Annotated in this window: 21 protein-coding genes and 1 riboswitch; of the genes, 11 read left to right on the plus strand and 10 right to left on the minus strand. The window is 71.3% G+C overall.

What is annotated here, in order from left to right:
* The first annotated feature begins 18 nt into the window (after positions 1-18).
* From murQ to AB0D48_RS15370, 4 genes are read left to right on the plus strand one after another with little or no spacing between them, the layout of a single operon-like run.
* The gene (murQ, locus tag AB0D48_RS15355; RefSeq protein ID WP_362395734.1) at positions 19-948 is read left to right on the plus strand and encodes an N-acetylmuramic acid 6-phosphate etherase; all 930 of its coding nucleotides are present in this window, start codon (positions 19-21) and stop codon (positions 946-948) included.
* 58 nt (positions 949-1,006) lie between these two features.
* Positions 1,007-2,479, plus strand: a complete 1,473-nt coding sequence (locus AB0D48_RS15360; protein ID WP_362395737.1) for a PTS transporter subunit EIIC — start codon at positions 1,007-1,009, stop codon at positions 2,477-2,479.
* A gap of 38 nt (positions 2,480-2,517) precedes the next feature.
* Complete coding sequence (locus AB0D48_RS15365) at positions 2,518-2,922, plus strand: hypothetical protein (RefSeq protein ID WP_362395740.1); 405 nt, start codon at positions 2,518-2,520, stop codon at positions 2,920-2,922.
* A complete protein-coding gene (locus AB0D48_RS15370) occupies positions 2,919-3,509 on the plus strand; it encodes a GNAT family N-acetyltransferase (RefSeq protein ID WP_362395743.1) in 591 nt (196 codons plus the stop codon). Before AB0D48_RS15365 ends, AB0D48_RS15370 begins: the two co-directional genes overlap by 4 nt.
* 11 nt (positions 3,510-3,520) lie before the next feature.
* Here AB0D48_RS15370 and AB0D48_RS15375 read toward each other — a convergent pair whose 3' ends face one another.
* The gene (locus tag AB0D48_RS15375) at positions 3,521-4,957 is read right to left on the minus strand and encodes a hypothetical protein (RefSeq protein ID WP_362395746.1); all 1,437 of its coding nucleotides are present in this window, start codon (positions 4,955-4,957) and stop codon (positions 3,521-3,523) included.
* Positions 4,958-5,095: 138 nt separating this feature from the next.
* Here AB0D48_RS15375 and AB0D48_RS15380 point away from each other — a divergent pair, with 138 nt between their 5' ends.
* Positions 5,096-5,296, plus strand: a complete 201-nt coding sequence (locus AB0D48_RS15380) for a hypothetical protein (protein WP_362395749.1) — start codon at positions 5,096-5,098, stop codon at positions 5,294-5,296.
* Positions 5,297-5,576: 280 nt separating this feature from the next.
* Positions 5,577-7,196, plus strand: coding sequence for a serine/threonine-protein kinase (locus AB0D48_RS15385; protein ID WP_362395751.1), 1,620 nt, complete (start codon positions 5,577-5,579; stop codon positions 7,194-7,196).
* An 85-nt stretch (positions 7,197-7,281) separates the two neighbouring features.
* Here AB0D48_RS15385 and AB0D48_RS15390 read toward each other — a convergent pair whose 3' ends face one another.
* The 6 genes from AB0D48_RS15390 to thrC all read right to left on the minus strand — a co-directional run bounded on the left by AB0D48_RS15390 (position 7,282) and on the right by thrC (position 13,098).
* On the minus strand, positions 7,282-8,022 hold the full coding sequence (locus AB0D48_RS15390; protein ID WP_362395754.1) for a beta-glucanase: 741 nt from the start codon (positions 8,020-8,022) through the stop codon (positions 7,282-7,284).
* Between the two features lie 70 nt (positions 8,023-8,092).
* On the minus strand, positions 8,093-8,710 hold the full coding sequence (locus tag AB0D48_RS15395) for a phosphoribosylanthranilate isomerase (RefSeq protein WP_362395757.1): 618 nt from the start codon (positions 8,708-8,710) through the stop codon (positions 8,093-8,095).
* A 220-nt stretch (positions 8,711-8,930) separates the two neighbouring features.
* Positions 8,931-10,553 (minus strand): chaperonin GroEL, encoded by a 1,623-nt coding sequence (groL, locus tag AB0D48_RS15400; protein WP_362395760.1) that lies wholly within the window; start codon positions 10,551-10,553, stop codon positions 8,931-8,933.
* A 307-nt stretch (positions 10,554-10,860) separates the two neighbouring features.
* Entirely contained in the window at positions 10,861-11,067 is a 207-nt protein-coding gene (locus tag AB0D48_RS15405; RefSeq protein ID WP_030009783.1) for a cold-shock protein, read from the minus strand.
* A 382-nt stretch (positions 11,068-11,449) separates the two neighbouring features.
* Positions 11,450-11,728, minus strand: coding sequence for a MoaD/ThiS family protein (locus tag AB0D48_RS15410; RefSeq protein WP_362395763.1), 279 nt, complete (start codon positions 11,726-11,728; stop codon positions 11,450-11,452).
* Between the two features lie 86 nt (positions 11,729-11,814).
* Positions 11,815-13,098 (minus strand): threonine synthase, encoded by a 1,284-nt coding sequence (gene thrC, locus AB0D48_RS15415; protein WP_362395766.1) that lies wholly within the window; start codon positions 13,096-13,098, stop codon positions 11,815-11,817.
* 17 nt (positions 13,099-13,115) lie between these two features.
* A riboswitch (SAM riboswitch) is annotated at positions 13,116-13,272 on the minus strand.
* A gap of 186 nt (positions 13,273-13,458) precedes the next feature.
* Between thrC and AB0D48_RS15420 the strand changes: the two genes are divergently transcribed.
* Positions 13,459-14,409, plus strand: coding sequence for a glucosyl-3-phosphoglycerate synthase (locus tag AB0D48_RS15420; RefSeq protein ID WP_362396056.1), 951 nt, complete (start codon positions 13,459-13,461; stop codon positions 14,407-14,409).
* A 46-nt stretch (positions 14,410-14,455) separates the two neighbouring features.
* Entirely contained in the window at positions 14,456-15,904 is a 1,449-nt protein-coding gene (locus tag AB0D48_RS15425) for a trehalose-6-phosphate synthase (RefSeq protein WP_362395769.1), read from the plus strand.
* A 218-nt stretch (positions 15,905-16,122) separates the two neighbouring features.
* Here the strand turns inward: AB0D48_RS15425 and otsB are convergent, their stop codons facing one another.
* From otsB to AB0D48_RS15440, 3 genes are all read right to left on the minus strand, one after another.
* Positions 16,123-16,971, minus strand: a complete 849-nt coding sequence (gene otsB, locus AB0D48_RS15430) for a trehalose-phosphatase (protein WP_362395772.1) — start codon at positions 16,969-16,971, stop codon at positions 16,123-16,125.
* A 33-nt stretch (positions 16,972-17,004) separates the two neighbouring features.
* Positions 17,005-17,241: a DUF3263 domain-containing protein gene (locus AB0D48_RS15435; RefSeq protein WP_362395775.1), complete on the minus strand. Its 237-nt coding sequence runs from the start codon at positions 17,239-17,241 to the stop codon at positions 17,005-17,007.
* Between the two features lie 247 nt (positions 17,242-17,488).
* Positions 17,489-18,796 carry an extracellular solute-binding protein gene (locus tag AB0D48_RS15440; protein WP_362395778.1) on the minus strand — a complete coding sequence of 436 codons (1,308 nt, stop codon included), beginning with the start codon at positions 18,794-18,796 and terminating at the stop codon, positions 17,489-17,491.
* Positions 18,797-18,970: 174 nt separating this feature from the next.
* On the opposite strand from AB0D48_RS15440, the gene AB0D48_RS15445 reads away from it, so the two are divergent.
* The 3 genes from AB0D48_RS15445 (at position 18,971) to AB0D48_RS15455 (ending at position 22,086) form a co-directional block, all read left to right on the plus strand.
* The gene (locus AB0D48_RS15445) at positions 18,971-19,903 is read left to right on the plus strand and encodes an ROK family protein (protein WP_362396059.1); all 933 of its coding nucleotides are present in this window, start codon (positions 18,971-18,973) and stop codon (positions 19,901-19,903) included.
* Positions 19,903-21,066 carry an N-acetylglucosamine-6-phosphate deacetylase gene (gene nagA / locus AB0D48_RS15450; RefSeq protein ID WP_362395781.1) on the plus strand — a complete coding sequence of 388 codons (1,164 nt, stop codon included), beginning with the start codon at positions 19,903-19,905 and terminating at the stop codon, positions 21,064-21,066. The genes AB0D48_RS15445 and nagA overlap by 1 nt, the downstream gene beginning before the upstream one ends.
* Positions 21,067-21,165: 99 nt before the next feature.
* Positions 21,166-22,086 carry a 1-phosphofructokinase family hexose kinase gene (locus tag AB0D48_RS15455; RefSeq protein ID WP_362395784.1) on the plus strand — a complete coding sequence of 307 codons (921 nt, stop codon included), beginning with the start codon at positions 21,166-21,168 and terminating at the stop codon, positions 22,084-22,086.
* Positions 22,087-22,173 lie beyond the last annotated feature (87 nt).

Genomic DNA, 22,173 nt, shown 5'->3' on the forward strand with positions numbered 1-22,173 from the left:
CCAGGAGGCGCCCCGCCCATGACCGCGTACGCCGAACTCCGCGCCCAGCTGGAGACGCTCACCACCGAGGCCTTCCGTCCCGAACTGGCGGAGATCGACCGGCTGTCCACCCTCGGCATCGCCCGCCTCATGAACGCCGAGGACGCCACCGTCCCGGCCGCCGTCACCGCGCAGCTGCCGCTGATCGCCGCCGCGATCGACGCGATCGCCGCCCGCATGGCCCGGGGCGGCCGCCTGGTATACGCGGGCGCCGGCACCGCCGGCCGGATGGGCGTCCTGGACGCCAGCGAGTGCCCGCCCACCTTCAACACCGACCCGGCCGACGTCGTCGGACTCATCGCGGGCGGCCCCTCCGCCATGGTCGAGGCCGTCGAGGGCGCCGAGGACTCCAAGGAGCTGGCGGCGGAGGACCTCACGGCGCTGGAGCTCACCCCTGACGACACCGTCGTCGGCATCTCCGCCTCCGGCCGCACCCCGTACGCGATCGGCGCCGTCGAGTTCGCCCGTACGCGCGGCGCGCTCACCGTCGGGCTCTCCTGCAACGCCGGGTCTGCGCTCGCCGCGGCCGCCGAACACGGCATCGAGGTCGTCGTCGGCCCCGAACTGCTCACCGGATCAACCCGTTTGAAGGCCGGGACCGCCCAGAAGCTGGTCCTCAACCTCATCTCGACCATCGCGATGATCCGGCTCGGGAAGACGTACGGAAACCTGATGGTCGACATGCGCTCCTCCAACGAGAAGCTGCGCGCCCGCGCCCGCCGCATCGTGGCGCTGGCCACCGGCGCGCCCGAGGCGGAGATCGAGGCCGCGCTGACCGCCACCGACGGCGAGGTCAAGCAAGCCGTCCTCGTCATCCTCGGCGGCGTCGACGGCCCGAAGGCCGCCGAGTTGCTCGCCGCCTCGCAGGGCCACCTGCGCGCGGCCCTCGACCACTCCCGGACCCGCTGACCGGACACACCGACCGGCCCCGCTGACCTTTCCCCCTCTACGGCAAGGCGACCACCACATGTCCACTGACAAGAACCGCGCCACCGCCGCCGCGATCCTTCCTCTGGTCGGCGGCCCGGACAACATCACCTCGATCGCGCACTGCATGACCCGCCTGCGCATCTCCCTGCGCGACCGCACGCTCGTCCAGGACGAGGCCCTCAAGGCCCTGCCCGCGGTCCTGGGCGTGGTCGAGGACGACACGTACCAGATCGTGCTGGGGCCGGGCACCGTCGCCCGCGTCACCCCGGAGTTCGAGGCGCTGGTCGAGCGGGGCCACCGGGCGGCGCCCCCCACGATCACGGCGGACGATCTCGCCGCACAGGGCGCGGCACTGAAGGAAGCGCAGAAGACCCGCAACGCCACCCCCTTCAAGCTGTTCCTGCGCCGCATCGCCGACATCTTCGTCCCGCTGATCCCGGCCCTGATCGGCTGCGGCATCATCGCGGGCCTGAACGGCGTGCTCACGAACCTGGGCTGGCTGCCCGCCGTCGTCCCGGCGCTCGCCGCCACGGCCTCCGGCTTCATGTCGCTGATCGCGGTCTTCGTCGGCTACAACACGGCCAAGGAGTTCGGCGGTACGCCCGTCCTCGGCGGCGCGGTCGCCGCGATCATCGTCTTCCCGGGCATCACCAAGATCGAGGCCTTCGGCCAGCAGCTCTCCCCAGGCCAGGGCGGCGTCCTCGGCGCGCTCGCGGCCGCCGTGCTCGCCGTGCACGTGGAGAAGTGGTGCCGCAGGTGGGTCCCCGAGGCCCTGGACGTCCTGGTCACGCCGACCCTCACCGTCCTGATCTCCGGCCTGGTCACGATCTTCGGTCTGATGTTCCTCGCCGGTGAGGCCTCCGCCGCCATCGGTACCTTCGCCGACCGGCTGCTCGCCACCGGCGGCGCCTTCGCGGGCCTGGTCCTGGGCGGACTGTTCCTCCCCCTCGTCATGCTGGGCCTGCACCAGGCCCTGATCCCCATCCACACCACGCTCATCGAACAGTCCGGTTACACGGTCCTGCTGCCCATCCTCGCCATGGCGGGCGCGGGCCAGGTCGGCGCGGCCCTCGCGGTCTACTACCGGCTCCCGCGCAACCGTTCCCTCCGTACGACCATCAAGTCCGCGCTCCCGGCCGGTTTCCTGGGCGTCGGCGAACCCCTCATCTACGGCGTCTCCCTGCCGCTCGGCCGCCCCTTCGTCACCGCCTGCGTGGGCGGCGCGGCCGGCGGAGCCTTCGTCGGCCTCTTCAACCAGCTCGGCGTGGCCTTCGGCTCCACCGCCATCGGCCCCTCGGGCTGGGCCCTGTTCCCGCTGCTGGACGGCAAGTCGAGCATGGGCGCCACCCTCGCCATCTACGCGGGCGGCTTGGTCGTCGGCTACCTGGTGGGCTTCGTCGCCACGTACTTCTTCGGTTTCACCCGCCAGATGCTGACCGATCTCAACACCGGCCCCGAGCCCACCCCGGACACACTGGCAGACCCCCCGAAGGAACCGGTCCTGACCTGACCGGGGACCTCCGGGCGGGGAGCGGCGATGATGCCACCATGCAGCTCCCCGCCGAAGCCGTGTCCGCCGCCGCGCTGATCGAGGTCGTACGCCTCACCTCGGAGCCGGTGCGTCCCGCCGGTCCGTTCACGGGTGACTCCGTCGCCCTGTGGACATCGGAGGAGGCCTCATCGGCCCTGGCCCTGATCGCGTCGCTGCCGGGCAGCGAACAGCACCGCTGCGGCTTCCACCCCGGATGGGCCGTCCGCGCGTACGACGCCGGCCTCACCCACACGCTGTTCGAGGCCCAGTTCTGCTTCGCCTGCCACGAGGTACGGTTCCACGGCCCGGCCGTACCGCCCCCACTGGCCAAGCAGTTCTTCGACCCCGCGGCCCCGGAATCCCGCACCCTGCTCGCCCGCTTCCGCGCGGCGGCCACGGGACCGGGCATGATCCGTCCATGACCCACTTGATACCCGACGTGGTCCCCGCCGGGCGGATGAGCGCCGTGCCGCAGCCGGAACTCCCGCTCCCCGGCCCGATGCTGCTGCGCCCCTGGGCCCCCTACGACGCCCCTGCACTGGCCGAGTCCTGCCTCGACCCCGAGATCCGGCACTGGAACCGGCCGGACCAACTCACCCTGGCCGAAGCCGAGGACCGCATCGCCCGCTGGCACGGGCGCTGGCAGGCCGAGGAGGCCGCGGTCTGGGCCGTCGCCCCCGCCGCAGGCGGCCCGGCCGTCGGGCTGATCGGCCTGGCCGACCTCGATCTGCGCGGCGGCAGCGGCGAGATCGTGTACTGGCTGCTGCCCGCGGGGCGCGGCAGCGGGGTCACGGTGAAGGCCACCGACCGGATCAGTCGCTGGGCCTTCGACGAACTGGGCCTGCACCGCCTGCGCATCACCCACTCCGTCGCCAACCCGGCCTCGTGCGCCGTCGCGACGAAGGCCGGCTTCCCCCTGGAGGGCACCATGCGCGGTGCCCTCCTCCACGCGGACGGCTGGCACGACGAGCACCTTCACGCCCGCCTGCGCACCGACGCCCCGGTGTGAGAGGGGGTGGGTCACTGGGTCGGTGCCGTGGTCGGGGGCGGGGTCGGGATCGGTGCCGGGCTCTCGTTCTTTTCGGTCGAGCCGGCCTTTTCCAGGAGCTCCGGGTAGGGCGTCTGCACCATGGTGCCGCGCACCTGCGTGAGTCCGTACCGCTCGCTGGACTTTTCGTTCGCGATGGGGTTTTTGCCGTCGTACCGTATCCGGTCACCCGGTGGCGACACATCCACAACGACGTGCGGCTCCTTGCCTCCCACCCTCCACACGGTCACGCGCTGTGGGCCGCGGGTCACGTTCAGGATTTCACTGCTGTTCGAGATCCCGGTCCGGTATCTGTACTCCGCATTGGGCGGATCCCCCGGCTGGCAGTCCTCCTTGAGCCTCTTCCCCTCCACCAAGGAGCGCTCGTAGTCCTCGGTCATCTTCATTCTGTCTTTCCTGATCACGTACACCTCGGTCCGAGCCTTGATCGCTTCATATTTGTGAGGATCGGTACCCTTTATCTCAATGACCGCGTCCTGGGCGACCTCTTCCCCTGGATTCAGCACGCGGCCGACCGGCGTGACGAACTCGCCGACGTAGAGCAGTGTGGTTCCGGCAGGTTTGGCAGCAGGCCTGCTGCTCGCGGGCCCACCATGGATCCAGTACATGCTGCCGAGGATGTAGACGGGCACCTGACCAGCGTTCTTCACGTACAGATGGACCGTCACATACACCTGCTTCGCCCCCTTTTCCATGTTCGACTCCCTGAACTCGGCCCCACTCTGGATCAGCGGCGTCGTCACATAGGGGACATATATCTGCGAATATGCAAGGTTGGCGGCGGCGAGAAGCGTGGAAACGATTACCCCGATCGCGATTTTCCGGGGAATCCGGAGCCCCTTCCACGCCCCGCATTTGAAAAGTCCGAACAGGGCCACCGCGGACCAGACGCCGAGGACCATCCCGACCACGGTGTAGCCGGTGAACCGCTCCCCGACCTGCAGCAGGAGCAGGGTGGCGCTACAGAGGAGGGAGATCACGACTCCGGCCAGAACGACCACCCCCGAGTAACGCCACCGCCGCTTGCCCCAGTAGTCGATGGCGGCCCCAACGGCCAGCACCTCCAACACGGCCACAGCGAGGATGGTGAGTCCCGCGATCCGTCCGCCGTACGTGAGGGCATCGCCGCTGTCCGACATTCCGATCCGGAAGAGCGGCCATGCCGTCGCGAGGAGGCCGAGGACCATGAAGAAGCAAATGGTTCGCCGCACCCAGGCCTGGTCCGGCCAGACAGTGCTGTCCCCGCCGAGCCACTGAATCTCGTGCCCCGGGTCCACACCGGCACGATCCAGGATTCTTCGGAGTTCCCTGAGGGAATGGGCCTTGCCCACGCGCTTGCCGTCGACCAAAACCTGCCGCAAGCCGAGGTCTTCAGGCGCCCCCACGATTACCTCGGGCGTGTTCGCCATAACACCAGCCTGACGCTCGACCGCGGGCGGCGCCTCTCGTGCGCCCCCTTGTGCGCCCCCCATCAGGGTGCGCACGACGCGCCGCAGAGGGAGGCTGGTGTTGACGCGTTGGTGTCACTCGCCCGCAGAGGAGTTCCCATGCGTACCCGAATTCTCGCGTTCACCGCCGCCCTTGTACTGTCCGCCCTCGGCGCCGCGGTCCCCGTTGCGCAGGCAGCCGCACCGGCTGTCCCCGGACCGACGTGCGAGTCCAAATACGGAAAGGTGGAATACGACTCCGCCACCGGCCTGTATACCTGCGTGGGCGGCGAGTACGACGGCGAACGCATCACCAGCTGAATCCGACTCAGCCGGCCGCGGTGCGCAGGAACCGCACCAGGCCATCGGCGCCGTAGCCGAGCCTCGGCACACGCACGGCCGCCATCAGCAGCAGCTGGCCCCCGCCTCCGCACCCCATCCGTCCGTCCGTACCGTCCCCCGCCGGAGCCGCCCGCCCGCTCCCGCGTCCCACGGCGCGGCCTCGGGCGCTGACACCCGGCAATTCCCCGCCCCCACCCGACGCTTAGGGTGAGGCGGATCAACTCATCGGTTGGTCGGGGGATCGGATCGGGGGAGACCGATGAACAGCGCGACCGAGGTGTTCGAGCCGCTACGCGAGGACGATCCCACGGCCGTGGCCGGCTACCGCCTCGCTGCCAGGCTCGGCGCGGGCGGCATGGGCCGGGTCTATCTGTCGCACACCCAGGGCGGCCGCCCTGTGGCGATCAAGGTGGTAAGGCCGGAACTGGCCGAAGACCCCTCGTTCCGGCGGCGGTTCCGCCGGGAGGTGGAGGCCGCCAGGCGCGTCCGGGGTGCGTACACCGCCGAGCTGATCGACGCCGAGGCGGACGGGGCGCCGCCCTGGCTGGCCACCTTGTACGTGCCCGGGCCCTCGCTGTCGGAGGCCGTCGCCCGGCGCGGACCGCTGCCGGTGCCCGCGGTGCTGTGGCTGGTGGCGGGAGTGGCCGAGGCCCTGCAGGCCATCCACGGTGCGGGCATCGTGCACCGGGACCTGAAGCCGTCGAACGTGCTCCTGGCCGCCGACGGGCCCCGTGTCATCGACTTCGGCATCTCGCTGGCGTCCGGCACCACCGCGCCCACCGCCACGGGCAGCGCCATCGGCACGCCCCAGTTCATGGCCCCCGAGCAGGCGTTGGCGGGCGAGACCACGGCCGCCACCGACGTCTTCGCACTGGGCCAGACAGCGGCGTTCGCTGCGCTGGGCGAGCCGCTGTACGGAGACGGTCCGTCGATGAGCGTGCTGTTCCGGATCGTGCACTCCGACCCCGACCTGTCCAGGCTGCCGGAGCCGCTGCGCCCGCTGATCGCCCGGTGCCTGGCCGCCGATCCACAGGAGCGGGCCACCCCCGCGGAGATCGTGGCGTGGTGCCGTCGGCGTCTGGGCAAGGACGCCGACGCGGGCGGCGGACCGGCCGTCTGGCGCGAGGTGACGGGGCCGGAGGTGGTGATCCCGGCTCCGGTCCCGCATCCCACGGCGGTGCACACGACGCCGATGAACTGGCGGCCTCCGCTGCCGACGACGCCGCTCGGGCCGGAGGAACAGCGGGCGCGCAAGCGGCGCATCGCGCTGATCACGGCCGCAGCGGTGACGGCGGGAGCACTGCTGCTGACGGGCCTGGCCTGGCTGGGCAAGGGAGCGGCGGACAGGATGCGCGAACTCGACGCGTCCCCGTCGAAGACGCCCGGCGCAGCCGGGGAAGCCCAGGGGACACCGTCGGGGTCATCGGGCTCGGCGGCCGGCGGCACGGCGCCGAAAACCTCCGGATCCGCACCGAGCACTGCCAAGCCGCCGAAGCCCGTCGCCCACCCCTACCCCGGGCTGCGCCTGGACGAGAAGAACTCGATCGGCATCAGGGAACCGGTCCGGCACGACGACCTCACGGGGGACATCCGCCTGAACTGCGAGGTGACCGGCTGCCAGCTGGTGAGCGACACGAGCGTGTTCACGATGCTGTACGCCGAGCCGGGCACTGGCACCCACGACACGTGCAGCCTCCTCACGCGTGCCGCCACGAGCAAGGAGTTCCCGCTGGCCGCGGCGGCGGCCGGCAGCGAGATCTGCGTCCGTCACCCCTCGGGGGACATCGCGCTGCTCGTGATCCAGATCAAGTCGACCCAGTACGTGAAGGGCACGTCCGGCTCGGTGACCGCGGACATGACCGTCTGGCCCGCATCCTGACCGAACGCGCGCCCGACCGGCCGTCCAGTGCTGTGACTGGAAGTCACCGGGTCGCGACGCCCGGCAAACCTTTCCGGCCACAGCACTAGCCCCGGTACACGCACAGCCGCGAGACCTCGTACGCCATCTCCGTCACCCCCGGGCCGGGCGCCGGGTGGTAGCGCCCGGCCGAGACGGACAGGTTCACGATGAGGTACGCGTGCCAGGACCGGCCCACGCCCCGGCCGTCGGCGAACACGCGGGCGCCGTTGACCCACCAGACGACCGACTTCCGCCCGAACTCGACCTTGAGGTCGACCCAGGCGCCGGGCCGCACCGACGGGTCGCGGTGGTAGCGGTGTGCCTCGCGGACGTGGTTGGACAGCTCCAGCAGATCCGGGTTGTCGGGGTGGTACTCGAAGACGTCGATCTCCTGGCCCCCGTCCCGCCAGGTCCAGATCGCCGGCCAGGCACCCGTCTCCGCCGGGAGTTTCACCCGGGCTTCCAGCACGTCGCCGGTGCGCACCATGAACCCCTCGTCGCTGCCCTCGGTGGTGAGCAGCCCGCAGTCCCAGTTGCCGTCGGGCCTCGGCGTCGCCCGGAAGACGCCGCTGCGGCTGTAGGCGGGATCGTCGACGAGGTGGTCCAGTTTGTTGTCCCCCGGGTTCGTCGGGCCGCCGTCGGGATACGCCCACGAACGGCCCGCGACCCACTGGCTGGGCGAGGCGAAATCGGCGGTGAAGACGGGGGCGAGGCGAGGCCTGAACGCGACCGCGCCGCCGCCCGCGCCCGCCGGGGCGAGCCGGGACGTCAAGCGCCGCAGCCAGCCGAGCTGTTCCGAGTCCATGCAGGGTGTGTGCCCCCAAGCGGACGGACCCATGCCGGAATCATCGCGCAGGGTAGTCGCGCGGAAGCATTCAGCGACGATCGGCGCGCGCCGCCTCGACGAAGGCGCGGATCAGCTCCGGGGACTTCACCCCGCGCTCGCGTTCCACGCCGCTGGAGACGTCCACTCCCCACGCGCCGGTGGCCCGGACGGCCTCGCGGACGTTGGCGGGGGTCAGCCCGCCCGCGAGCAGCCACCGCCCCTCCGGCGGCGTGAAGTCCGCCGAGCCCCAGTTCCACGGCTTGCCGGAGCCCGGGTCGGGGGCGTCGAGGAGCAGCAGGTCCTCCCCGTACTCGCCGCAGCGCTTCACGCGTTCGGCGGTGGCCCGCAGCAGCGTCCGCCCCTCGGCCCGCAGCGCCGCGAAGTCCTCGGGGCCCTCCTCGCCGTGCAGCTGCACACCCCGCACCCCGCTCTCCTCGGCGAACCGGCGCACCTCCGCCACCGACTGCCCCCGGAACACCCCGACGGTGAGCACTCCGTCCGGCACCCGCGCGGCCAGCTCCCGCGCGGTGGCCGCGTCGACCGTACGGGGGCTGCCGGGCGCGAAGACGAACCCGACGGCCTGCGCCCCGGCCTCCACGGCCACGTCGACGTCCCGCGCGGTCCGCAGCCCGCAGATCTTGATGAACACGCTCGCCCCATCCGTCATGGCAGCAGTCAACCAAACCCGGCCGGCCGACGGCGATGCGTCCCACAGGCCGGGCCCCTTCTTCTTCCGGTTCCCGGCACCGGCGCGCGGCTACGGACCAGTCGCGATCGACACCACGGGCTTCTGAGAGTCCCGAAACGCCCGAGGGCGGCACCCCCCGCAGGGGGTGCCGCCCTCGTTCGAGAACAGCCGATCAACCAGCGGCCGGAGCCGCGGCGGATCAGAAGTCCATGTCACCGCCCGGCATGCCGCCCGGGGCGCCGGCGCCGGCCTTCTCGGGCTTGTCGGCGATGACGGCCTCGGTGGTCAGGAACAGCGCGGCGATCGACGCGGCGTTCTGCAGCGCGGAGCGCGTGACCTTGGCCGGGTCGATGATGCCCTCGGCGATCATGTCCACGTACTCGCCGGTCGCGGCGTTGAGGCCGTGACCGATCGGCAGGTTGCGGACCTTCTCGACGACGACGCCACCCTCGAGACCACCGTTGACGGCGATCTGCTTGAGCGGGGCCTCCAGGGCCAGGCGCACGGCGTTGGCGCCGGTCGCCTCGTCACCCGAGAGCTCCAGCTTCTCGAAGACCGCGGAGGCCTGCAGCAGGGCCACGCCACCACCGGCGACGATGCCCTCCTCGACGGCCGCCTTCGCGTTGCGAACGGCGTCCTCGATGCGGTGCTTGCGCTCCTTGAGCTCGACCTCGGTCGCGGCGCCGGCCTTGATGACGGCCACGCCGCCGGCCAGCTTCGCGAGGCGCTCCTGGAGCTTCTCGCGGTCGTAGTCCGAGTCGGAGTTCTCGATCTCGGCGCGGATCTGGTTCACGCGACCGGCGACCTGGTCGCTGTCACCGGCACCGTCGACGATGGTGGTCTCGTCCTTGGTGATGACGACCTTGCGGGCGCGGCCGAGCAGGTCGAGACCGGCGTTCTCCAGCTTGAGGCCGACCTCCTCGGAGATGACCGTGCCACCGGTGAGGATGGCGATGTCACCGAGCATGGCCTTGCGGCGGTCGCCGAAGCCCGGGGCCTTGACGGCGACGGACTTGAAGGTGCCGCGGATCTTGTTGACGACCAGGGTCGACAGGGCCTCGCCCTCGACGTCCTCGGCGATGATCAGCAGCGGCTTGCCGGACTGCATGACCTTCTCCAGGAGCGGCAGCAGGTCCTTGACCGAGCCGATCTTGGAGTTGACGATCAGGATGTACGGGTCGTCGAGAGCCGACTCCATACGCTCCATGTCGGTGGCGAAGTACGCCGAGATGTAGCCCTTGTCGAAGCGCATGCCCTCGGTGAGCTCCAGCTCCAGACCGAAGGTCTGGGACTCCTCGACGGTGATGACGCCTTCCTTGCCGACCTTGTCCATGGCCTCGGCGATGAGCTCGCCGATCTGGGTGTCGGCGGCGGAGATGGAGGCCGTGGAAGCGATCTGCTCCTTGGTCTCGACATCCTTCGCCTGCTCCAGCAGGGCGCCGGAGACGGCCTCGACGGCCTTCTCGATGCCGCGCTTGAGGGCCATCGGGTTGGCGCCGGCGGCCACGTTGCGCAGGCCCTCGCGGACGAGCGCCTGGGCCAGCACGGTGGCGGTGGTCGTACCGTCGCCGGCGACGTCGTCCGTCTTCTTGGCGACTTCCTTGACCAGCTCGGCGCCGATCTTCTCGTACGGGTCCTCGAGCTCGATCTCCTTGGCGATGGAGACACCATCGTTGGTGATCGTGGGCGCGCCCCACTTCTTCTCAAGGACGACGTTGCGACCCTTGGGGCCAAGGGTGACCTTGACGGCGTCGGCGAGCTGGTTCATCCCACGCTCGAGACCGCGCCGGGCCTCCTCGTCGAACGCAATGATCTTGGCCATCTGAAGTGGTCCTCCCGGACAGCGGTGGATTGCTCCCGGACCGCGCCCGCGCCCGCGACGGACGGCCTGCGTGCCCGGCGGTTCCTTCCCGCCGGACCCTGCGGGCCTCACCGACCCGGTCCTCGTTTTGGTAGCACTCTCACCTGGAGAGTGCTAACGCCAATGATTAGCACTCGACCCCCACGAGTGCAAGCGGCTTGGGGGAACGCCGCCGCGAACAGCCCCCGCGAACGCACGAGGGGCCCACACCCCGTGTCCAGGATGTGGGCCCCTCTTACGTACGCGTGGGCGGTCGATCGCGCCGGGACTAGCCGAGTGCGAGCTTGACCATGTCCGCCTGCGGACCCTTCTGGCCCTGCGAGATCTCGAACTCGACCCGCTGACCCTCTTCAAGGGTGCGGTACCCGTCCATCTGGATGGCGCTGTAGTGGACGAACACATCCGCACCACCGTCGACCGCGATGAAGCCGTAGCCCTTCTCCGCGTTGAACCACTTGACGGTGCCCTGAGCCATGCCTAACTCCCCTATTACTGGCCCTTGCGCAGGAACGCACTTCGCGCTCCCGGGTCAGAACTTGCGTCGGAACGCGTCGACCGAGGCTGAATGTATCTGCGTCGGTGCTGTCTGCAACAGGTCAATCCGACGAGAAATCTGGTCACCCAGAAACATTGAAATAGAGTGAAAATTTGGCATAGTCCAGGGCAACTCGGGCCCGACATATCTCGCCAAAGCCCCATACCGCGCTTGCACATTGACCCGATGTCGACCCTCACGCGGCCCGTTCATATGCGGCGGGCAAGTCCAGCGGAGGGGACTTCCCCAACTCTACCGCGCCCAATCAAGCAGAATTGCCCCCTCCGCTTTTAGCGGAGGGGGCAATTACGTTTATCGCGCGTCAGCAGCCGCCGGCCACGGCGGGAATGATCGAGACACCGGCGCCGTCCGGCGTCGCCGCCTCCAGCCCTCCCTCGAAGCGCACGTCGTCGTCGTTGACGTAGACGTTCACGAAGCGGCGCAGCTTGCCCTGGTCGTCCAGGACACGGGCAGCGATGCCCGGGTGGCTCTTCTCCAGCGACTCGATGACCTCGGCCAGGGTCGCGCCCTCGGCGGGGACCTCGGCCTGACCGCCGGTGTAGGTGCGCAGGATGGTGGGGATGCGGACGTTGACGCTCATGGCGCTACTGCCTTTCCGGTGTGCAGGGGGAGGGAAGGGGGTGTCCGGCGGATCAGGGCCCGGCCCTGATCCGCCGGACAGACCTCCTAGGCCAGGCCGGCGGCGCGGAACGCGTCCAGGCTCGGGCGGATGGTGGCGGTCTGGCCGCTGTCCGCGGCCACCGCCTCCAGGGTCTTGAGGCCGTCACCGGTGTTCAGGACGACGGTGGTCAGCGCCGGGTCGAGCTGCCCGTTCTCGATGAGCTTCTTCGTGACGCCGACGGTCACGCCGCCCGCGGTCTCGGCGAAGATGCCCTCGGTCTGCGCGAGGATCTTGATGGCCTCGACGACCTGCTCGTCGTTGACGTCCTCCACGAAGCCACCGGTGCGCCGCGCGATGTCCAGGACGTACGGGCCGTCCGCCGGGTTGCCGATGGCGAGGGACTTGGCGATGGTGTTCGGCTTCTGCGGGCGGACCACGTCGTGGCCGGCCTTGAAGGCGGTGGACACCGGGGAGCAGCCCTCGGCCTGGGCGCCGAAGATCTTGTACGGCTTGTCCTCGACGAGGCCGAGCTTGATCAGCTCCTGCAGACCCTTGTCGATCTTCGTGAGCTGCGAGCCGGACGCGATCGGGATGACGATCTGGTCGGGCAGCTGCCAGCCGAGCTGCTCGCAGATCTCGTACGCCAGGGTCTTGGAGCCCTCGCCGTAGTACGGGCGCAGGTTGACGTTGACGAAGCCCCAGCCCTCGCCCAGCGGGTCGCCGATGAGCTCGGAGCAGAAGCGGTTCACGTCGTCGTAGTTGCCCTCGATGCCGACCAGGTCGCCACCGTAGACACCGGCCATGACGACCTTGCCCTGCTCCAGGTCGTGAGGGATGAACACGCAGGAGCGGAAACCGGCCCGGGCGGCCGCGGCGCCGACGGCGCCGGCCAGGTTGCCGGTGGAGGAGCAGGACAGGGTGGTGAAGCCGAAGGCGCGGGCGGCCTCGACGGCGATCGCGACGACGCGGTCCTTGAAGGAGTGCGTCGGGTTGCCGGAGTCGTCCTTGACGTAGAGCTTGCCGGTGACGCCGAGTTCCTTGGCCAGGTTCTGCGCGTCCACGAGCTTGGTGAAGCCCGGGTTCAGGCTCGGCTTGGACGCCACGTCCGAGGGGACGGGCAGCAGCGGCGCGTACCGCCAGATGTTGTTCGGGCCGGCCTCGATCGCGGCGCGCAGGGCCTCGGGGTCGCCGGTCGGGAGGTCGTAGGCGACTTCCAGAGGTCCGAAGCACTCGACGCACGCGAAGATGGGTCCGAGCTCGAAGCGGGTAGCGCACTCGCGACAGGAAAGGCCGGTGGCAGGTCCGAGGTCGACGGTTCCGGCAGAGGTGGCAACAGTCTGTGCAGCCATGATGGCGAGGCCCTTTCTCCTCATCTTCCCCATGGCGCACTTCGCCATGAGACGGAATTGGCACCTTCCCTAGCCGGGGACCTCGCGGGGGTGCGTGAAAACGCATCGCGAGAACCGACTGGAGGGTTGCCGGGGCTTCAACGGGCCGTGTCCCTCTGCCCCTCTGGATGAGCGGTATGGCACCGGGCCGCGCGCTCTACGGCGCGTCCGGGCGTTTGTGCGCGAGGACCCCCGGCATGCGGTGGTCCTCTGCGTTGTTCAAGACTGTAACCGAAGGGGCGGATGGTTGAGACAGCCGTCCGAACCGCGAGATGGATCACAAATCGGTCCAAACGAGTGACGATGCAGGGAGTGCCGAAGGTGCTGGAAGAGGTGGAGCGCTGGCTGGCAGACCGCTCCTGGTCCGCCGCCGACCGACCGCTCGACCAGCTGCTGGACCGGAAACGGGCGGCTGGGACCACGGTCAGCGTGGTGCTGCCCGCGCTCGACGAGGAGGCGACGGTCGGCGCGATCGTCGAGGTGATCCGCCGCGAGCTGATCGAGGGACTGCCGTGCCCCCTCGTGGACGAACTGGTGGTGATCGACTCGGGCTCCAGCGACCGGACGGCGGAGGTGGCGGCGAAGGCCGGCGCCCGCGTCGTGCACCGCGACGAGATCCTGCCGCGGATCCCGGCGGTGCCCGGCAAGGGCGAGGTGTTGTGGCGCTCCCTGCTGGCCACCGGCGGGGACATCGTCTGCTTCGTCGACGCCGACCTCCGGGACTTCTCGGCCGACTTCGTCTCCGGGATCGTGGGTCCGCTGCTGACCGAACCGGACGTGCAGTTCGTCAAGGCGATGTACGACCGCCCGCTGGGCGACGCCCCCGGCCAGGGCGGCCGGGTCACGGAGCTGGTGGCGCGCCCGCTGCTCAACCTGCACTGGCCGCAGCTGGCCGGCTTCGTCCAGCCGCTGGGCGGCGAGTACGCCGTGCGCCGCTCCCTGCTGGAGCGGCTGCCGTTCCCCGTCGGGTACGGCGTCGAGCTGGGTCTGCTGGTGGACGCCCTGCACACGGTCGGACTGGACGCGCTGGCCCAGGTGGACGTGGGCGTACGGGTCCACCGCCACCAGGACGGGCAGGCCCTGGGCCGGATGGCCGCGGCGATATACCGGACCGCGCAGCTGCGGCTCTCGCGCGGGCATCTCGTACGGCCGGAGCTGACGCAGTTCGAGCGGGGGCCGGACGGGTTCGTGCCGCGGACGTACGCGGTGGACACGGAGGAGCGGCCGCCGATGCTGGGCGTCAAGGAGTACGCGTTGCGCAGCGTGGCGTGAGGGATCGTACGGTTTGAGCGGGCGCGGGCCGGGCTAGGTTGGCCGCATGGCTTCTCAGGTACTCGTTGCAGCGAACCGCGGCCCGCTCTCGTACGCCCTCTCCGCCGACGGCACCCTCAGTACCCGGCGCGGCGGGGGCGGTCTCGTCTCCGGACTCTCCGCGGCCCTGGCGGAGCAGCCGGACGCGGTGTGGATCTGCGCGGCCCTGTCGGAGGCGGACCGGGAGGCGGTCCGGCGGGGCGTGACGGAACCCGGCGTCCGGATGCTGGACATCGATCCCACGGTGTACGACGACGCGTACAACGGCATCGCGAACTCGGTGCTGTGGTTCACCCACCACCACCTGTACGACATCCCGCGCACGCCGGTCTTCGACGCGGAGTTCCGCCGGCAGTGGGGGTCGTACGTCGCCTACAACCAGGCCTTCGCGGCGGCGCTTGCGGAGGAGGCGGCGGAGGGTGCCTGCGTCCTGGTGCAGGACTACCACCTGGCGCTGGTGCCGGGGCAGTTGCGGGAGCTGCGGCCGGACCTGCGGATCGGGCACTTCACGCACACGCCGTGGGCCGCGCGGCAGTTCATGGACATGCTCCCGGACGACGTCCGCCGGGAGTTGGTGTGGGGGATGCTGGGGGCGGACCGGCTGGGCTTCCACACCTACAGCTGGGCGCTCGCCTTCATCACCAGCGCGCAGTTCGAGGACGAGAGCGGCGTGGCGCGGACCCACCTGCCGAGCGGGGAGGACCCGCTGCGCGGGGTGAAGCACATCAAGCCCGGCGGCGAGGCCCGGTTCACGCACGTGACCAAGTACCCGCTCGGGGTCGACGCGGACGAGCTGCGGGCGCTGGCGCACCGGCCGGAGGTGGACGACAAGCTGGCGGCGCTGCGGGCGGAGGTCGGTGACCTGAAGACGATCGTCCGGGTGGACCGGACGGAGCTGTCGAAGAACATCCTGCGCGGGCTCCTCGCCTACCGGGAGTTGCTGACCACGCACCCCGAATGGCGCGGCCGGGTGGTGCACCTGGCGTCCGCGTACCCGTCGCGGCAGGACCTGGCGGTCTACCGGGCGTACACGGAGTCGGTGCGTGAGCTGGCGGCCGAGATCAACGCGGAGTTCGGCACGGCGGACTGGCAGCCGGTGCACGTGTCGGTGCAGGACGACTTCGCGCGCTCGCTCGCGGCGTACCGGATGGCGGACGTGGCGCTGGTGAACCCGGTGCGGGACGGGATGAACCTGGTGGCGAAGGAGATCCCGGTGGTCTCGGAGGCGGGGTGCGCGCTGGTGCTGTCGACCGGGGCGGGGGCGTACGAGGAACTCCGGCAGGACGCGCTCACGGTGAACCCGTACGACGTGTCGGAGACGGCCGAGGCCCTGCACGCGGCGCTGTCCATGCCGGACGCCGAGCGTGCGGACCGTACGAAGCGCCTGGCCGCGGCTGCCACCGCCCTCCCGCCGGCCCAGTGGTTCACCACCCAATTGTCCGACCTCCAGGCCTGACCGCGGCCCGCCCCTGGGGCTCCGCCCCGGGCGCCTCAAACGCCGACGGGGCTCAAGGACCGGGGCTCCGCCCCGTACGCCGCTCCTCAAACGCCGGAGGGGCTGGATTTGGCACATGCCGTGCGCCCGGCACACCCCAGCCCCGCCGGGCACAACCCAGCCTCGCCGGCGTTTGAGGCGCGGGGTCTGCGGCGGAGTCCCAGCGGCGGCGGGGCGGGTCAGGAGCGCAGGGCCTCGGCCAGGTCGGACAGGAAGGCGGCTACCGCGCCCGGGCCCGGGAGGACCAGGTCGGCGCGGGAGGCCAGCTCCGGAACCTCCGCGGACCCACTGCACACCAGCAGCCCCGGCAGACCGTCGGCCCGCCGCTTCTCGACCGCCGAGTACGCGGCGAGGTCGCCCAGGTCGTCACCCGCGTACAGCACCGGCCCCGCGTCCGTCTCCGCCAGGAACTCCGTCAGGGCGACGCCCTTGTCCGTGCCCGGCGGCCTGAGTTCCAGCACGGCCCGGCCCGGTTCGACCATCAGCCCGTGCCGCGCGGCCAGCTCGGCCAGGGGCTCGCGGAGCGCCGCGAAGGCCGCCTCCGGGTCCTCGGCGCGGCGGGTGTGGACCGCCAGCGCCCGGCCCTTCTCCTCGATCCACGTGCCCCGCCAGGCCCCGATCGATTCCAGGAACCCCGGCAGCTCGGCCCGGACCGCCGCCACCCCGGGGTGCTCGGCGGGGGCGTGGACGATCCCGGTGACGGCGTCCCAGCGCTCGGCCCCGTAGTGGCCGAGGACCACCAGGTGTTCCAGTCCGGGGACCCCGGCGAAGCCCCCGTAGCGGACGGCGACGCCCGCCGGCCGGCCGGTGACCACGGCCACCGAGGCCACCTCGGGGGCCAGCGCGGCCAGGGCCGGTACGGCTGCGGGGTGGGCCCGCGCCTGGTCCGGGTCCGGGACGATGTCGGCAAGGGTCCCGTCGAAGTCCAGGCCGATCACCGACCGGCGGGGTGCGCGGAGCAGGGCTTCGAGTCCCTCGCGTCCGGCTGCGGTGACGGGCATCGGCAAGTCGTGCGGATGGCTCCCCATAGGGATGACCCTAACGGCCCAGCCGCGTGACGGCTATCGCCTGGCCCGCTGGGCCGCGCGGATGCGCCGCAGCCGGTTCACCGTGCCCGGGGCGTGCGCCAGCGCCCGGGGGTCGTCCATCAGCGCGTTGAGCAGCTGGTAGTAGCGGACCGGGGTCATCCCCAGCCCCTCCCGTATCGCCCGCTCCTTGGCCCCGGGCCCGGGCCAGGTGCGTCCCTCGTACGCGAGCACCGCGGCCTCCGTGGCCGTCAGCTGCCCCTCGTCCGTCATACGGCCAGATTAACGCCGCCCACCGACACCGGCCCGACCGCCCGGCCCGCAGGCCGCCCTGGCCGCCGGGCCCGACCGCACCGGCACGCACAGGCCCGCACACGCACGGGCCGCCCCGGCACGGTCGGCCCGGCACGGGTCGGCCCGCGGCGACCCGGTCGCCCCCCCCATCGGCGCGGACCGGGCATTCGTGCCGTCGCGCTGACCCGGTCACCCGGGACGCCGCACCGCCCCGATCACCCCGCGGTCAGCGCGGATCGGCCGCCCGCGCCGCCGTCGCGATCTCCTCCAGCACCTGCGCCGGCTGCCCGCCCGGCTGGACGGACTTGCCGATCTTCTGCTTGATGTCCTCGCTGACGCCCGCCCAGGACTTCTTGCCGACCGGGTAGAGCCGCGAGTTCGGCAGGGCGTCCAGGAAGGTCTTCAGCTGCGGTGCGACGCCGCCCGTGCCGGCTCCGGCCTGCATCGCCCGGTAGCCGGTGGTCGTCACCGGGAGCAGGTCGTACTTGTTGGTGAAGGCGGTCACGTTCTTCGCCTCGTACAGGTGGTCCAGGAACTTGCCGGACTCCTTCGGGTGGCCGTTCTTGAAGGCCATCACCCAGTCCGCGACGCCCATCGCCGAGTGCTCCGTGCCGTCGATGGTCGGCATGGTCACCATGCCGAACCTGACGCCCTTCCCGGCCGCCTGCTTGATCAGCGTCGGGTGCCCGTTGAGCATGCCGACCTCGCCGCGCGTGAAGGCGTCGAACGCGGCCTGCCGGTCGGTCTTGCCCGGCTCGGACGGCCCGGTCAGCCCCTGTCCGACCATCTTGTCCCGCAGGAACTCCAGGGCCTTGACGTTCTCGGCGGAGTCGATGGAGTACTGCTCTTCGTTGTCGGTGTAGCCGCCGCCGCCCGCGAGCATCCACATCATCGTCTCGGCCTGCGCCTCCTCGCGTCCCAGCGGCAGCGCGAAGGGGGTCTGGACGCCGGCGCCCTTGAGCTTCTTCGCGGCCGCCTCCAGCTCCGCCCAGCTCTTGGGCTGCCACCCGTTCTTGGCGTCCTTCGGGATGACCCCGGCGTCGGTCAGCAGCTTCTCGTTGTAGAAGAGCAGCCGGGTGCTGGCCACGAAGGGCAGGCCGTACTGGATCCGCTTGACCTTGCCCGCGTCGGCGAGCGGCCCGAGGAAGTCGGCCTCGGTCTTGACGGAGAGCAGCTCGTCCGCCGTGTACAGCTTGCCCGCCTCCGCGTAGTCGGCGTAGGCGCCGATCTGCGCGATGTCGGGGGCCTTGCCCGCCTTGACCATCTCGGCGACCTTGGCGTCGACCTCCGACCAGGAGTAGACGCTGACCTCGACGTTGATCCCCGGGTTGGCCTTCTCGAAGCCGTCGGCGAGCGTCTTCCAGTACGTCGCGGACGAGTTCTGCGGATTGTCCCCGTACTCGGCCGCCACGACCCGCAGGGTCACCTCGTTGTCCCCGGTGAGTCCGTCGAGGGCTCCGCAGCCCGTCAGCGTCACCGCGGACAGGCACAGTGCGGCGCCGGACGCGGCCAGGCTCAGGTATCGGCGCTTCACAGTTCTCGTCCACCCCTTGTTGTACGTACGATCCACGTAAGGTCTACACCACTTTGGCGGCTCGATCACATCCGGATCCGACCTCGGTCCCGAATTTGTATGGCCGCTCAACAATCCCTCCAATGGACTAGACCTTTCCCCGTCGAGCACGCGAGACTGTCTCCTGTGAAACCCCTGAAACACGTCATCGCCCTCGATGTGGGCGGCACCGGGATGAAGGCCGCCCTGGTCGCCGCCGACGGCACCCTGCTCCACGAGGCGCGCCGCGCCACCGGCCGTGAGCGGGGCCCCCACGCCGTCGTCGAGACGATCCAGGACTTCGCCGCCGACCTGCTCGACATCGGCCGGGAGCAGTTCGGAGAAGCCGCCTCGGCGGCCGGGGTCGCCGTCCCCGGCATCGTCGACGCCGAGAACGGGATCGCCGTCTACGCGGCGAACCTGGGCTGGCGCGACGTACCGATGCGCGCCCTGCTCGGAAGTCGCCTCGGCGGCATCCCCGTCGCCCTCGGCCACGACGTGCGCACGGGCGGACTCGCCGAAGGCCGCATCGGCGCGGGCCGCGGCGCCGACCGCTTCCTGTTCGTGCCGCTGGGCACCGGCATCGCCGGAGCGATCGGCATCGGCGGACGCATCGAGGCCGGCGCCCACGGCTACGCGGGCGAGATCGGCCACATCGTGGTCCGCCCCGGCGGCCCCGCCTGCGGCTGCGGCCAGCACGGCTGCCTGGAGACCCTCGCCTCCGCCTCCGCCGTCAGCCGGGCGTGGGCGGCCGCTTCCGGCGACCCCGACGCCGATGCCGCGGACTGCGCCAAGGCGGTCGAATCCGGCGACGTACGCGCCCGGGAGGTGTGGCTGGCCGCCGTCGGCGCCCTCGCCGACGGGCTGGTCACCGCGATCACCCTGCTGGACCCGCGCACGCTGATCATCGGTGGCGGGCTCGCCGAGGCGGGGGAAACCTTGTTCACACCACTACGGACGGCCGTGGAGGAGCGCGTGACGTTCCAGCGGCTCCCCCACATCGTGCCGGCGGCCCTCGGGGACACCGCCGGATGCCTGGGCGCAGGTCTGCTCGCCTGGGACCTACTCGCCACGGAGGTACCTGCCTGATGTCCGGAAGCGCGCACAGCACTGTTCTCTCCGGCGCCAGGGTGGTGCTGCCCACCGGAACCGTGGCGGGCGGCCGGGTCATCGTCGACGGCGACCGCATCGCCGGCAGCGCTCCGGAGGGTGCGCGGGTCGTGGACCTGTCCGGGCACTGGATCGTCCCCGGCTTCGTCGACATGCACAACCACGGCGGCGGCGGAGCCTCCTTCACCTCCGGCACCGCGGAGGACGTCCTGACGGGCGTCCGCACCCACCGCGAGCACGGGACCACCACCCTGGTCGCCTCCACCGTCACCGGGGACCTCGACGAACTGGCCCGCCGGGCCGGGCTGCTGGCCGAGCTCACCCAGCAGGGCGAGATCGCGGGCATCCACTTCGAGGGGCCGTTCATCAACGCCTGCCGCAAGGGCGCGCACAAGGAGGAGCTGCTCCGCGACCCCAACCCGGCCGAGGTCCGCAAGCTCATCGACGCCGCGCACGGCGCCGCCCGGATGTTCACCCTCGCCACCGAGCTGCCGGGCGGCCTGGATTCCGTACGGCTGCTGGCCGAGCACGGGGTCATCGCCGCGGTCGGCCACACGGACTCCACGTACGACCAGACGCGGCAGGCCATCGACGCGGGCGCGACCGTGGCCACCCACCTGTTCAACGCGATGCCGGGCCTCGCCCACCGCGCGCCCGGCCCGATCGCGGCGCTGCTGGAGGACGAGCGGGTCACCGTCGAGCTCATCAACGACGGCACGCACCTGCACCCCGCCATGCTGGAGCTGGCGTTCCACCACGCGGGCGCCCACCGCGTGGCGCTGATCACCGACGCGATGGACGCGGCGGGCTTCGGCGACGGGACCTACCACCTCGGCCCGCTGGAGGTCGAGGTCAAGGAGGGCGTGGCCCGCCTCGTGGAGGGCGGTTCCATCGCCGGCTCGACCCTGACCCTGGACACCGCTTTCAAGCGCTCGGTCACCCTCGACAAGCTGCCGGTGGAGTCCGTGGTCCAGGCGATCTCGGCCAACCCGGCCAAGCTGCTCGGCCTGTACGACGAGATCGGGTCGCTGGAGCCCGGCAAGTACGCGGACCTGGTCGTCCTGGACGCCGAGTTCGACGTCCAGGGCGTCATGCGGCGCGGTGAATGGGTCGTCAGCCCGGTCCTCGGGGACGGTTCCTGACGGCCAACCGGCTGTACCCGGAAAGGCGGTCGCCCCCAGGACTGGGCCGACCGCCTTCTCTTTGGCATGATCCCGGCAGCAACAGACCCGGGGGTGCCCATGATCCTGACCGTCACGCTCAACACCGCGCTCGACGTGACCTACCGCGTGCCGAGGCTGCTCCCGCACGCCTCGCACCGGGTCGCCGCGGTCACCGAGCGTCCCGGCGGCAAGGGGATCAACGTGGCCCGCGTACTGGCCGCCCTCGGCCACGAGGTGACCGCGACCGGTTTCGCGGGCGGCCCGGTCGGAGCAGTCGTACATGAGCTGCTGGCACAGTCCCCGGGTGTGGTGGACGCGCTCGTCCCCTGCGCGGGCACCACGCGCCGCACCCTGGCCGTGGTCGACGACGCCTCGGGCGACACCACGCAGTTCAACGAGCCGGGCCCGCTGATCACGCCCGCGGAGTGGGCTGGGTTCCTCCCCCGTTACGAGGCCCTGCTGGTTGGCGCCCGGGCCGTGGCGCTGTGCGGCAGCCTCCCGCCCGGCGTACCGGTGGGCGCGTACGCCGTGCTCGTACGGGCCGCCCGCGCGGCCGGGGTCCCGGTCCTCCTGGACACCAGCGGCGAGGCCCTGCGCCGCGGGGTCGCCGCCCGCCCCGAGATGATCAAGCCGAACGCCGCCGAGCTGGCCGAGCTCACCGGATCCCGCGAGCCGCTCCCCGCCACCCGCGACGCCCGCCGCCGGGGCGCCCACGCGGTGATCACCTCGCTCGGCCCGGCGGGCCTGCTGGCCGCCACCCCCGAGGGCACCTGGCAGGCCGCCCCGCCGCGCACCCTGGCCGGCAACCCCACCGGAGCGGGCGACTCCGCCGTCGCGGGCCTCCTGTCGGCCCTGGCGGAGGGCCTGGACTGGCCCGAGCGCCTCACCCGCGCGGTGGCCCTCTCGGCGGCCACGGTCGCGGCCCCGGTGGCGGGGGAATTCGACCCCGGCACCTACGAGGAGCTGCGGGACGCGGTCGCCGTCACCAGCAGTGACTGACGTGCAGTGCACATCCGTCAGCAGGTCTTGGGGACATCGCTCCTGACGATGCGTCCGGTGATTCGGACTGCGCATTCGAGCCAGTAG

This window comes from Streptomyces sp. NPDC048269, assembly GCF_040652395.1.
Classification (GTDB): domain Bacteria; phylum Actinomycetota; class Actinomycetes; order Streptomycetales; family Streptomycetaceae; genus Streptomyces.